12 protein-coding genes are annotated in these 13,201 nt (G+C 54.5%); 8 read left to right on the forward strand and 4 right to left on the reverse strand.

Annotated elements, in window-relative coordinates; all coding sequences use genetic code 11:
• Positions 1–42 precede the first annotated feature (42 nt).
• The 3 genes from KV190_RS12765 (at position 43) to KV190_RS12775 (ending at position 2,649) form a co-directional block, all read left to right on the forward strand.
• Complete coding sequence (locus KV190_RS12765; protein WP_460193778.1) at positions 43–612, forward strand: hypothetical protein; 570 nt, start codon at positions 43–45, stop codon at positions 610–612.
• Positions 613–754: 142 nt separating this feature from the next.
• Entirely contained in the window at positions 755–1,678 is a 924-nt protein-coding gene (locus tag KV190_RS12770; protein ID WP_460193779.1) for a COX15/CtaA family protein, read from the forward strand.
• A 17-nt stretch (positions 1,679–1,695) separates the two neighbouring features.
• Positions 1,696–2,649 (forward strand): heme o synthase, encoded by a 954-nt coding sequence (locus tag KV190_RS12775; protein ID WP_460195290.1) that lies wholly within the window; start codon positions 1,696–1,698, stop codon positions 2,647–2,649.
• On the opposite strand, the gene KV190_RS12780 is transcribed toward KV190_RS12775, so the two are convergent.
• Positions 2,646–3,536: an alpha/beta fold hydrolase gene (locus KV190_RS12780; RefSeq protein ID WP_460193780.1), complete on the reverse strand. Its 891-nt coding sequence runs from the start codon at positions 3,534–3,536 to the stop codon at positions 2,646–2,648. The genes KV190_RS12775 and KV190_RS12780 overlap by 4 nt on opposite strands.
• Positions 3,537–3,598: 62 nt before the next feature.
• Between KV190_RS12780 and KV190_RS12785 the strand changes: the two genes are divergently transcribed.
• Positions 3,599–4,375 (forward strand): SDR family NAD(P)-dependent oxidoreductase, encoded by a 777-nt coding sequence (locus KV190_RS12785; RefSeq protein WP_460193782.1) that lies wholly within the window; start codon positions 3,599–3,601, stop codon positions 4,373–4,375.
• Here KV190_RS12785 and KV190_RS12790 read toward each other — a convergent pair.
• Positions 4,343–5,749 (reverse strand): CPBP family intramembrane glutamic endopeptidase, encoded by a 1,407-nt coding sequence (locus KV190_RS12790; protein WP_460193783.1) that lies wholly within the window; start codon positions 5,747–5,749, stop codon positions 4,343–4,345. The genes KV190_RS12785 and KV190_RS12790 overlap by 33 nt on opposite strands.
• Before the next feature lie 106 nt (positions 5,750–5,855).
• Between KV190_RS12790 and KV190_RS12795 the strand changes: the two genes are divergently transcribed.
• Positions 5,856–7,046 carry a hypothetical protein gene (locus tag KV190_RS12795; protein WP_460193784.1) on the forward strand — a complete coding sequence of 397 codons (1,191 nt, stop codon included), beginning with the start codon at positions 5,856–5,858 and terminating at the stop codon, positions 7,044–7,046.
• Between the two features lie 68 nt (positions 7,047–7,114).
• Entirely contained in the window at positions 7,115–7,627 is a 513-nt protein-coding gene (locus KV190_RS12800) for an inorganic diphosphatase (protein WP_286649992.1), read from the forward strand.
• Here KV190_RS12800 and KV190_RS12805 read toward each other — a convergent pair.
• A complete protein-coding gene (locus KV190_RS12805) occupies positions 7,624–8,391 on the reverse strand; it encodes an amino acid ABC transporter ATP-binding protein (RefSeq protein ID WP_460193785.1) in 768 nt (255 codons plus the stop codon). The two genes, KV190_RS12800 and KV190_RS12805, sit on opposite strands and share 4 nt — an antisense overlap.
• Positions 8,392–8,574: 183 nt before the next feature.
• Here KV190_RS12805 and topA point away from each other — a divergent pair, with 183 nt between their 5' ends.
• On the forward strand, positions 8,575–11,238 hold the full coding sequence (gene topA / locus KV190_RS12810) for a type I DNA topoisomerase (RefSeq protein WP_460193786.1): 2,664 nt from the start codon (positions 8,575–8,577) through the stop codon (positions 11,236–11,238).
• A complete protein-coding gene (locus KV190_RS12815) occupies positions 11,239–12,837 on the forward strand; it encodes a B12-binding domain-containing radical SAM protein (RefSeq protein WP_460193788.1) in 1,599 nt (532 codons plus the stop codon). It abuts the gene before it with no gap.
• On the opposite strand, the gene KV190_RS12820 is transcribed toward KV190_RS12815, so the two are convergent.
• Positions 12,834–13,142: a hypothetical protein gene (locus KV190_RS12820; protein ID WP_460193789.1), complete on the reverse strand. Its 309-nt coding sequence runs from the start codon at positions 13,140–13,142 to the stop codon at positions 12,834–12,836. The two genes, KV190_RS12815 and KV190_RS12820, sit on opposite strands and share 4 nt — an antisense overlap.
• Positions 13,143–13,201 lie beyond the last annotated feature (59 nt).

Consider the following 13,201-nt stretch of genomic DNA (forward strand, 5'->3'; position numbering starts at 1 on the left):
GGATAAGATCAACTCGATGCGTCGTTTTATTGCGGCAACCCCATGAGCGAATTCCACCGCCGCTACCCCACCGGCAGCATTGTCAGTGATTTAGTGCAAATTCATGACGGCCTCTTTATTGTCAAAACCACCCTCCTTGTCGGCGATACGATTCTAGCCACAGGGATGGCTGCGGCACCGACTTTAGAACAGGCGGAAGATAGTGCCCGCCAGCGTGCTCTGCAACTTCTCGGTATTCACCTCCCGGTGCAGACGGAAGCGGAACTGATTCCCCGCACCCCGGCAGCCCTCGAGGCAGCGCCTTGGTCAGAGGCCGGCAATACTGATCTGCTCTTGGAACCCACCACTCCTCCCCATCCCCGCCGCAGTAAGCCAGCGGTCAAACCTGCCAGCGAGAAGCCCGCCACCAAGCGCGAACCCGTGGATCTAGCGGATGAAATTGCCCAAACCACCGTGGAAATGAAACGCTTGGGATGGACAGAAGCCCAAGGCCGTGCCTGTTTACTCGAACGCTACGGCAAGCGATCGCGCCAGCAACTGAGCGATGAAGAACTCTTGGATTTTCTCCACTTTTTGCAGCGTCAACCCAGTGCCGGGGAGCCGTCGTTTTAGGTCTTCAAATTTGGCAATCAAGGGCAAGAAAAATTTATACTCTAGCGAAAACTTAAAGAAAAGCTATAGATTTTCACGCCAGCCCTGATCCCCCCCTTAGCTTCTTTACCATGAAGAAGTTGTTGCTGTCGAGGAAAAATCCGTGCTGGGTCCTTTTCATGTCTCACCCTTGACCCTGGGCAGTGATCCGAGTGTCCGTCGCCAGTGGATTTTTCGCCTCGTGCTGCTGATGACGGTCTTTACCCTCTTTTTGATGGCGGTGGGCAGTGCCACACGGGTGATGGATGCCGGTTTAGCCTGTCCCGATTGGCCATTGTGCTTTGGCACGCTGGTGCCGCAAATGGATTTGCAGATCTTCCTAGAGTGGTTTCACCGCCTGCTGGCCACCAGTTTAGGGCTGATGGCGATCGCCTTTGTAGGATTGAGTGTGGCTTGGCGGCAAGCTCTGCCCCCTTGGGTGCCCTCTGCTGCTGTGGCGGCACTGTGCCTTGTGATTTTGCAGGGGATTCTTGGTGGGCTGACGGTGACGGAGTTGCTGCGCTTTGAAATTGTTACGGCTCACTTGGGCACAGGACTGCTCTTCTTTTGCCTGTTGACCGCCATCACTGTTGGCTTGGCTCCCTTTCGGGGCACGGGAAACGCCCGTTGGTTGCGGATAGCCGCAGCGATCGCCGCGCTATGTGTCTATGGCCAAAGTTTGTTGGGGGGCTTGGTGTCTTCACAGTGGGCGGTGCATCAGTGCCTCTATGGCGATCGCCTGTGTGTGGTGCTCAATAGCCATCTAGTCGGTGTTGTGCCAGCCACCTTGAGCGTCTTGGGGGTTGTGATTGTGGCGTGGCGCAGCCCAGCCTTGGCTCCCCTATTGCGGCAACTGAGTGTCTCACTCCTGCTCGTGGTGGCTCTGCAAGTGGCCTTGGGCTGGAGCACCCTACAACTAAAGCTACAGGTGCCGGCACTCACCGTTGCCCATCAAATGGTTGGCGCCACCCTCTTGGGGTTGTTGGTTGCGATTTCCACATTGGCGTGGCGCGATTGCCAAACCGGTTCCCTGAAGCATGAGTTTTGAACGATCTTGAGGCTCGCATGACATTCCTAGCCAGACTTTCCTCCTCAACGGGGGATCTTTCGACAAAATTAGTGGACTATGTCCAACTCACCAAACCTCGGTTAATTCTGCTCTTTTTGATTACGACTGCGGCAGCAATGGAAGTGGCAAGCCAAGGTCAGGTGGCTCCCCAATTGCTGCTGATAACCCTTGTCAGTGGTGCCTGTGCGGCGGCGGCAGCCAATACCATCAACTGTCTCTATGACCGCGATATTGATGCAATCATGGAGCGGACGCGCCATCGTCCTTTGCCGGCAGGTCGGGTGGCCCCTTGGGAAGCGGTGTTTCTAGCAGTGCTCTTGGCGACAACGGCCTTTAGCCTTTTGGCGGTCTTTGCCAATCTCCTGAGTGCCTGCCTTGCGATGGCGGGAATTGCGGTGTATGTGGGGGTCTATACCCACTGGCTGAAGCGGTCTTCGCCGCAAAATATCGTCATTGGTGGTGCGGCTGGGGCGATTCCCCCCTTAGTGGGTTGGGCAGCGGTAACAGGAGAACTGAGTTGGGCGGCTTGGGTGCTGTTTGCCATTATCTTTATCTGGACGCCGCCCCATTTTTGGCCGTTGGCGATGCTGATCCAAGAGGACTATGCCCGTGTGCGGGTGCCGATGCTGCCCGTGGTTGATGGCGATCGCGTGACGGCACAGCAAATTTTCCTCTACACTTTGGCACTGGTGCCCACCAGTCTGCTGTTGATCTACCCTTGCGGTGTCGTGGGTTGGGGCTATGGTGTCGTGGCGATCGCCCTTGGCAGTTGGTTTATTTACCGCGCGTGGCAGTTGACCCAAGCCCCAGAGGACAAAGAACAGGCACGCAGCCTCTTTAAGTTCTCGATTCTCTACATGATGCTGCTGTGTGCCGCCATGGTCGGCGATCGCATCCTGTTGCCCCAATTGCCCGAAAGCCTCGATGCCCTTGCTTGCCTCTTGGGTTAGGCGTGCCCCAACTGTTGCAACCACTCAATGAGGATCGGGTTCACCAGCTCCGGGCGATCGTCATGGGGACAATGCCCCGTATTCGGTAGCCGTTCAATGCGAATCGGCAGCCGCTCTTGGTGGGCTTCAAAGTGCTTCGCCCCTGAGACGGGTGTCCAAGGATCCACCTCGCCCCAGAGCACCAGAATCGGCACTTGAATCTCCGGCAGCAAATCCACAATTTTCGGTCCCGGCGGTGCTGAAATCACACGGGCAAAGACTTCCTTGGCGCCAGCATCCATAGCAGGCCGATGCAGCAGTTCCACCAATTCATCGGTAATAGCCTCGGGATTGGCATAGACTTGGGTCAGGGTTTTGCGGATGCGCTCCGGCTGCCGAATCTGGTGAAAGATCAAATGACCAATACCCGGCGAGGCGACCAAGGTGCGAAAGATGGCCGTAAAGAGGCTTTGCATCCAATTCAGTTCATTGGGACGGTGGTTGAGTCCGCCGGCACAGTTGAGAACACTCACCGCCCGGCAGGTGTGGCCATAGCGAGCCGCCATCATCAGACACAGCAGACCACCGATGGAATTCCCCACCCAAACCACGGGTTCGCCAATGTGGGCTTGCCAGAAGTCCGCCAGTAGCTCGGCCCACAGATCCAAGCTGTAGGTTAAATCTGGTTTTGCCGAGGCACCAAAACCAAGTAAATCAAGGGCATAGACACGGTAACCTGCGGCGGTGAGGGCAGGGATATTTTTGCGCCAGTGACCAATAGAGGCACCAAAACCATGCACCAACACCACTGGGGCACCACTACCATTGACGCTGTAGCGAATGCGATGGCCGCGCCAAGTCCAATCGGCGGTGGGAAAAGCTGCGGTGGCTGAAAGCGTAGAGGTCATTCTGCCCATTCCCGAAATGTATTACTTTTAGGATAGCGATCTTTAAGTTTCGTAACAATTTTATGGCAACCGCACTGATTACCGGGGCAACGGGGGGATTGGGGCAGGCCTTTGCCCAAGCCTTGGCCGATCGCCAGCACAACTTGATCCTAACGGGGCGTTCCCTCGACACCCTAGAGGCACTCAAGACGCGCCTGAGCCAAAAGGTGTCGGTGGTGTGTATTCCCCAAGACCTGAGTGAACCCGCTGCCGCCTGTCGCCTCTATGGGCAGATTCAAGCCTTGGGGTTAAGCGTAGATCTGCTGATCAATAATGCCGGTTTTGGGGATTATGGTGCCTTTGGCGATCGCGATCGCCAGCAATTGACGGCCATGCTGCAAGTGAACATCACAGCACTGGTGGAACTCACCCATCTCGTGCTCCAAGAAATGCGCCCCCGCCGCCAAGGCACGATCATCAACGTTAGCTCCATTGCTGCTTTTCAGCCCCTGCCCTATCTCGCCGTCTATGCCGCCAGCAAAGCCTTTGTTCGCCACTTCAGCGAAGCCCTGTGGGCAGAAGTCAAACCCTTGGGTATTCGGGTACTCGCCGTCTGTCCCGGCCCCACGGCCACTAACTTCTTTGAGCGCGCTGATATGACCCGCAACCCGGCTCTCATTGCCCAACAGGATACCCCCGAACAAGTGGTGGCCGAAACCCTTGCGGCTTTGCAAACCGATGTGGCCACGGTTATTCCCGGTCAGCCCGCCAATCGCTTCCTTGCCCTTACCGGTCGGTTGGTGCCCCGCCAGTGGTTGGTACAGCAGTTAGAACCCCGCTTCCGTCCACCCGCTCAATAGGAGCAAGCCCAAAAAGGAGCCACTGTTCCAGATGCCGTGGAGAATCATGGCCGCACCAATGTTTTGCGATCGCCAGTAGATGTAGCTGAGCACGGTTCCTAAAACTGTCAAGGGCAACAGGTCAGCTAAATTCAGGTGGGCAATGGCAAAGAGGAGTCCTGTCAGCCCCATTGCTGTGCCGAGGGGCAAATAGGATTGTACCGAACGAAAGAAGAATCCACGAAAGAGAATCTCCTCAAAGAAGGGTGCCATCACCGCCACCATGACATAGAGCAGGGCAAAGGTGGTGTAATCGCGGCTTTGTAAAATAATCTCCAGCAGCGGATTGCCACCCCCTTGATTTTTCAGCAGGGCTTGACTAATCAGCGAACTGACCACAACTAAGGGCAGTGCCGCCAAATAACCGCCGATCCCCCAACGCAAGGCACCCCCTAACCCCCCTTGCCAACGTAACCAATCCGCGGGGCGCTTACCAAAGGGACGCAGAAAGTACCACAGCCAGCCCAAGCCAGCAACCATCATCATCCCGTAGCTCACTAAGGCATACAGCGTTTGCGCCATGGCAGAGCGCAGCGGCAATCCCATGCCAATCAGGGAGCGCACTAAGGGCATGAGCACCAAACTAATGGCAAAAAAGAGGGCAAACCAGATCACCATGCCTTCCCAGAGGGTTTCCCAGCCCCATGTCACGGGGGTCAGGGGTGGCAGAGTGTTCCCTTGATGGCGGCGGCGCAGGTGTTGATAGATCCAGACAATCCAAAGCACAATCCCAATCAAACTTCCTAGCAAAGGAGTCGTGCCAATCAGGGCAAGGCGATAGAAGGCTGCTTGGGCGCGATTTTGTTCTGCGGTGGTCAAGGCCATCAGGGCATCGGATCGCTGTTGCAGTTCATAGAGGCGTTCGAGGGCGCGATCGCGAAACCAACCTTGGAGTGTATTCTTAATCAATGGTTCGGCCTCTGGCAGCAATTGCGGGGGATCCGTCCACAACCCCATTAGTACTTCTGCGGTACTGCGGGTTGCCCCTTGAGCTTCATTAATGAGAAGTTGCCATGTGTTGAGGGCGCGATCGCGCTGGCCGGCATCGGCATAAAGCAGTCCCAATTGAAGACGCAGACGTTGGTTTTGTGGCGTGGGCGTGGCCAGTACCTCTTCATAGGCTTTGATTGCGCTTTCCACATTCCCCACAAGGCGATCGCGGGTGTCAGCATCCCCTAGCCCCTGCCATTCGCGAGCTTGCAGCGACAAATTCGTTTGAAAGAGGTTAATTTGCCCTTGGGTTTGGGGTTCGAGGTAACTACTGAGCAACGACACCGTAATCAGGGTAGCTACCACCACACTGAGGGCAGCAAGCACCAACCGCTTTAGAGACATAGGGCAAAGCTGACAAGGGACTCCCCAAAACCTTAGCGGAAAGCGACCCAAGGGATCAATCCTGTATCCCCTATGTTAGAAAAAGGCTGTGCTTTAGTTGAATACAATGAGTGGCAATGACTCTAAAATATCCTTGGCTGTTACTTTTATATTGCTTTTTTCTTTGCCATCAACGGCACTGATTCAAAGATACTTTGGTTTAATTGGTGTTTTTAGCTACATTTTCCTTATTGCATTAGGGCTTTTATTCCTTCTAACGTTTAAGTCTCAGATTTTCTCTTTTGTTTCTAAATTTTATTTGGCGATTCTAATTTTTATTATTGGTTTGGGGATTGCTTGCTTTTGGATTCTCTATCCCCTAGAAACGGCAGGCCTGCTTGGACGGGGGAGCGATCGCGATGAAGCATTAAATATTGCTTTTTGGGAGTTTATACAGGGACGATACCCCTATTTGGCAACCACTCATCTTGGTGGTAAGATAACGCCACTACCCGGTGCTATTCTCATCGCTTCACCATTTATTCTATTGGGTAACAGTGCTTATCAAAATCTATTTTGGATGGGAATATTTCTGATTTTAACGGGAATATATCTGGAAAGCCATGTCTCAGCTATCATCATGTTCATATTTCTATCAGTGTTATCATTGGCGTTTCAATATGAGTATATTTCAGGTGGCGATCTGATTGCGAACAGTATCTATATTTTAACAGCCATCTTTCTACAAACGAAAGCCTTATCCTCTCACTCCCTCATTGCCAAGGCTGCTACAAGTCTTTTTACTGGTATTGCCCTAGCTTCACGGAGTAATTTTTTGACGTTACTGCCTCTACTACTCGTTCTTTTTTGGCGCTCTGCGAGCAGGCGAACAGCTTTGACTTCCTTATCTGCCTCTGTACTGATATTTCTATCTATGGTTCTGCCATTTTATCTTGTTTTGCCAAAGGCTTTCCCACCCTTTTTTGCGGGCAATAAGTTGAGTGAACTCAATGCTTTCATACCATTTGCCAGCACTGGAATCATTTTCTTGACACTATTGACATCGGTTTTGCTCTCCCTTCACTTAACCAAGGTGCCCACAGTACATTTGCTACGTTCTTTCATGATCTACTGTGCAGTGGTTCAAGCTCTGCCCATGGTGTGTGGGGTTCTTCTCATGAGTATTCTCAACCAGCAGTTAGACTTCAGTTTTCTATATCATCGCCACGGCCTGATGTTCCTGTTCTTTGCTCTTTGGGGACTGTGGCCACAGCTCTTCACGCAAAATGCTTCTCGGGACAGTGTTCTGTCTCCCTAGGCTATAGCGGCAGTACCCTTGCGGCATTTATGATGGAGACTTGTTGCGTGAACATCAATTCTATGGGTATTGATCTGAGTCGTATTCCTGCCCAACCCAAGCCGGGTGTTGTCAATGTGCTAGTGGAAATTGCTGGGGGCAGTCGGAATAAATATGAGTTTGACAAGGAAATGAACGTCTTTGCCCTCGATCGCGTGCTCTATTCGGCAGTGACCTATCCCTATGATTATGGCTTTATTCCCAATACGCTGGCGGACGATGGCGATCCCCTCGATGGTCTAGTGATCATGGATGAGCCGACGTTTCCGGGATGCGTGATTCCTGCCCGTCCCATTGGCATGCTGGAGATGATTGACAGTGGCGATCGCGACGAGAAAATTCTCTGTGTGCCTGTTGATGATCCTCGCTATGCCGAAGTGAAATCCCTCAAGGATATTGCGCCCCACCGCCTCGAAGAAATTGCTGAGTTCTTCCGCACCTACAAGAATCTGCAAAAGAAAGTGACTGAAATTCTTGGCTGGCAGGATGTGGATGCGGTGCAGCCCCTTGTTGAAAAATGCATCAAGGCCTATAAAGGCTAGTGCCTAACCAGCACACGCTCTAAAAAGAGGCGGGTTCGCTCCTGTTGCGGACGACGAAACAGTTCTTGGGGCGATCCTTCCTCAATAATTTGGCCATCGGCAAGAAAGACGACACGGCAAGAGACTTCACGGGCAAATTGCATTTCGTGGGTGACCACCACCATGGTCATGGCTTCTTCCGCCAACTGGCGCATCACGGCGAGGACATCCCCCACTAGCTCAGGATCAAGGGCAGAGGTGGGTTCGTCAAAGAGGAGAATCTCCGGTTGCATGGCCAAGGCGCGGGCGATCGCCACCCGTTGTTGTTGCCCCCCGGAGAGTTGCCGAGGATAGGCATCCCGTTTATCCAGCAATCCCACTTTGGCCAATAAACTTTCAGCCATTTCAATAGCCACGCGGCGGGGGAGTTTGCGCACAAGGATCGGTGCTTCGATGATGTTTTGCAAGACCGTCATGTGGGGAAAGAGGTTAAAGCTCTGAAAGACCATACCCACATCGCGGCGAATCACCCGCAGTTGTTGCGGCGTTGGCACTGGGGGCAGGTAATGGCCGAGAATGAGAATTTCCCCCGATTGGTATGTCTCCAACCCATTCAAGCAGCGGAGCAAGGTGCTTTTGCCAGAACCACTGGGGCCAATGAGGGCAACCACCTCTTGCTTAGCAACGGTGAAGTTAATGTCCTTCAGGACGTGGCGATCGCCAAAATATTTATTGAGGTGGCGGGTTTGGATCACGATTTCTGGGGCTGCCCCACGCTGAGTCATCGCTGCTTCCTAAAAACCGTTATGCTGACTAAACAGATTATCCCCATCGCCAATTGGTTAGGCTAGGGTTATCAATATAAGGAAGTGCTTCTCCTTGCTCCCCATGATACGGTGGGAGAACACAATTCTATGATCGATCGCTAAACTTGAGAGTGCCGAAAAACCCATCCCGCAGCATCTGCTATGTCCACCCTTGTCATCGTTGAATCCCCGACAAAAGCCCGTACCATTCGCAAATTTCTGCCCCCGGACTATCGCGTTGAAGCCTCGATGGGTCATGTCCGTGATCTGCCCCGCAGCGCTGCTGATGTACCCCCTGAACTCAAGGGGGAAGAGTGGGCAACCCTCGGGGTGAATGTCGCTGCTGGCTTTGAACCCCTCTATATTGTCCCCAAAGACAAGCAAAAAGTTGTCAAAGACCTGAAAACGGCACTGAAAACCGCTGATGAACTCCTGCTCGCGACCGACGAAGACCGCGAAGGTGAAAGTATTAGTTGGCACTTGCTGCAACTGTTGGAGCCAAAGGTGCCCGTGCGGCGGATGGTCTTCCATGAAATTACGGAAGAGGCAATCCAAGAAGCCCTGCGCAATTGCCGCGATGTCAATCAACAACTGGTGCGCGCCCAAGAAACGCGGCGTATCCTCGATCGCTTGGTGGGCTATACCCTGTCGCCCCTGCTGTGGCGGAAAATTGCTCCCCATCTGTCGGCGGGGCGGGTGCAGTCGGTGGCAGTGCGTCTATTGGTGCAACGGGAGCGGGAACGGCTGGCCTTCCGCAAGGGGCAATTTTGGGATCTCAAGGCCACGCTGGATCAACGGGGAACCCTCTTTCCAGCCCGTTTGGTGAGTGTCGGCGGTCAACGCTTGGCCACGGGCAATGATTTTGATCCGGCTACGGGACAGGTCCGCAACCCTAATGCCGTCTTGCTCTTGGATGAGGCGGCGGCCAATGCCCTGCGCGATCGCTTGCTAACGGAAACGTGGACAGTCAGCGAACAAGAGGAGCGCCAACAAACCCGCAAACCGGCTCCCCCCTTTACCACCTCGACCCTGCAACAGGAAGCCAACCGCAAACTGCACCTCTCGGCACGGGATACGATGCGCATTGCCCAAAAGCTCTACGAAGAGGGCTATATCACCTATATGCGTACTGACTCAGTACATCTGTCGGAGCAGGCGATCGCTGCCGCTCGCAGTTGTGTGGAAGCCATGTACGGCAAAGCCTTTTTGTCGCCCCAGCCGCGCCAGTACACCACCAAAACCAAGGGCGCCCAAGAAGCCCACGAAGCGATTCGCCCTGCCGGTAGTCAGTTTCGCACCCCCCAAGAAACCGGCCTTAAGGATCGGGAACTGGAACTCTATGAACTAATCTGGAAGCGCACGGTGGCCTCACAAATGGCCGATGCCCGCGTCACCCTGCTAACGGTTTCGATTACGGCGGGGGATGCCCTTTTCCGTGCCCACGGTAAACGCATTGATTTTCCCGGCTTTTTCCGTGCCTATGTGGAAGGGTCGGATGATCCCGATGCCGCCCTCGAAAGCCAAGAGGTGATGTTGCCCCTGATGCAGGTGGGGGATATTCTCCGCTGCCAAGCCCTTGAAAGCGTCGGTCACGAAACCCAGCCGCCGCCCCGCTACACCGAAGCTAGCCTTGTTAAAGCCCTCGAACAAGCCGGCATTGGGCGCCCCAGTACCTACGCCACGATCATCAGCACAATCCAAGACCGCGAGTATGCCATTCGGCGGGGCAATGCCCTTGAACCCACCTTTACTGCCTTTGCGGTTACGGCACTGCTGGAGAAATACTTCCCCGACTTGGTGGACATTAACTTCACGGCGCGGATGGAGCAAACCCTTGATGATATTTCCACGGGGGAGGTGCAGTGGCAGCCCTACCTTGAATCCTTCTACTTGGGTGAAAACGGCCTTGAGCAGCAGGTCAAAGAGCGGGAGCGCACGATTGAGTCCACAGAAGCACGGGCGATCGCCCTGCCGGAGCTGAATGCCGAAGTGGTGGTGGGTCGCTTTGGGCCTTTTGTCGTCTATCAAAATGGCAATGGCAGCGAACCGATTAAAGCCTCGTTGCCCCAAGATGCCACCCCCGGTAGCCTCACCCGTGAACAGGTGGAGCAACTCATTCGCCAAAAACTAGAGGGGCCCGACAAGCTGGGCGTGCATCCTGAGACGGGGGAACCGATCTTCTTGCTAACGGGGCGCTTTGGTCCCTATGTGCAGTTGGGGGAAGCCACAGAGGCCAATCCAAAACCCAAACGAGCTTCCCTACCCAAGGGGGTCAGTCCCGATGAAGTCACCCTAGACTTGGCGATTACGCTGTTGTCGCTGCCCCGCACATTGGGGGTTCATCCCGAAACGGGCAAGCTGATTCAGGCCAATCAAGGTCGCTTTGGTCCCTACATTGTCCATGACCCTGAGGGGGAAAAGGACTATCGCTCCCTTAAGGGGGAGGATGATGTCTATACGATTACCCTAGAGCGTGCCCTAGAGCTACTGGCAACCCCAAAATCCAGTCGTGGCCGTGCCAAGAAACAGGTGCTAGCGGTCTTGGGGAATCACCCCGAGGATGGCGAGCCGGTACAAGTCTTTGATGGTCCCTATGGCCCCTATGTCAACCACGGTAAGGTAAATGCCTCACTGCCGGAGGGGGTGACCCCAGAGACCATCACCCTTGAGCAAGCCCTGCCCCTGTTGGCAGAAAAAGCACCGAAGAAAACCCGCCGCAGCGCAACGGCCACTGCCCCGAAACCAAAATCAACCACCAAAAAGACCACTACAAAGACGGCCACCAAGACCGCAAAAACTAGCCGCCGTAAGTCAACGGAAACCTAGGTGAATTCTCCCTTTGCTGCTGAAATACTCCTCTTTGAGCGATCGCGCCCCCGGCCAGAGGCACTGCGCGTCATCTATGGCTTTCCCAATACCTACAGCGTTGGCATTACCAGCTTGGGGTATCAACTGGTGTGGGCACAACTGGCCAGCCGTCCTGATGTGGCGGTGAGTCGCCTCTTTACCGATGTGCAGGAGCCACTGCCTCGAGATCCGCAGTTGGTCGGCTTTTCCTTCTCGTGGGAGTTGGACTACGGCAATCTACTAGCGCTCTTGGAGCAGTTGGGCATTCCCATTTGGCAGCGCGATCGCCACGATTGCCATCCCTTGGTCTTTGGCGGTGGGCCGGTGCTAACAGCCAATCCCGAACCCTTTGCCGACTTTTTTGATGTCATTTTGCTCGGGGATGCCGAACCGCTTTTAGATCCCTTTCTGACGACAATGGCGCAGGTGCGCACTGCCCCGCGATCGCACCAGTTAGAAGCCCTTGCCCAAGTGCCCGGCCTCTATGTCCCCAGTCTTTATGCCGTCAGTTATGCCAGTGCCACAGGCCCGCTGCAAGCGATTCAACCCCAAAAGTCCACGGTACCCGCCACAGTGGCCAAACAAGTCCATCGCGGCAATACCCTTGCTGCCTCAACGGTGGTCACCCCCCTTGCCGCTTGGGAAAAGATCTACATGGTAGAGGTGGTGCGCAGTTGTCCAGAGCTATGTCGCTTTTGTTTGGCCAGCTATTTGACCTTGCCCTTTCGCACACCCAGCCTCGAAACACTGATTCCTGCCATTGAGCGGGGGCTAGCGGTCACCGATCGCCTAGGGCTTTTGGGTGCCTCGATTACCCAACATCCCGAATTTCCCGCCTTGATTGAGCATCTCGGCCAACCACAATTTGACCATGTGCGGGTGAGTTTAGCGTCTGTGCGCACAAATACGGTCACTGAATCCCTTGCCCAACTCTTGAGTCAACGGGGCAGTCAATCCCTGACGATCGCCATCGAAACGGGGTCTGAGCGTCTGCGCCAAGTGATCAACAAAAAGCTTGAGACTGAGGAGATTCTTGCTGCTGCTAGCCATGCCCAAGCCGGCGGCCTCAAGGGGCTAAAGTTTTATGGCATGGTGGGACTGCCCACAGAAACCGATGCCGATGTCGAAGCCACAGTGGCTCTCTTTCGCCAATTGAAAAAAACAGCGCCGCGCCTGCGACTCACCCTTGGCTGTAGTACCTTTGTGCCCAAGGCTCATACTCCCTTCCAGTGGTGGGGCGTGCAACCCGTGGCCGAAAAACGCCTCAAGTTCCTAAAAAAAGAATTGGCCAAATTGGGGATTGAGTTTCGCCCTGAATCCTATAATGACTCGCTGATTCAAGCTTTAATTTCACGGGGCGATCGCCGGCTTGCTCCCCTTTTAGAGCAGGTGCGCCACTATGGCACGTCCTTGGGCAGTTATCGCCGGGTATTTAAGGAACTGCGCGGACAGTTGCCCGATTTTGAAGCCTACGTCACTGCCAATTGGCCAGAGGAGACGATCCTACCGTGGCAGCATCTCCAGAGTGGCCTGCCCACTAAAACCCTGCACAATCATCTGCAGCGAGCGATCGCCTAGACCAGTCTGGGCTGATACAGCCATTGCAACAAAACAGCACGACATTGCAAGCACTCCAACTGTGCTAGAAGCTCTGAGATGTCCGGACTCCCGAGCCGAAACCTGCCCCCCGCCTGGGGAATCTTCGCCCTTGGTGCGAGTTCAGCAACAAAGCCCCACACTCTTTGATTAGAGAAGGCACTATTGACTAGCCAAGGCTGCTCACTGATCGGGGTGATGGCTTGAATGGCATCGGCGGTAATTCCCAATTCCCGTGTCAAGATTTGCGGCACGATCGCGATCGGGTCTTGATCCGACCCTACCACAATTCGCCGCAGTGCTCCGTCTATACCGCAAAGCGCTTAGGTGGTGGTATAGGCCGTAG

This window comes from Thermosynechococcus sp. FA-CM-4201 (assembly GCF_054689355.1).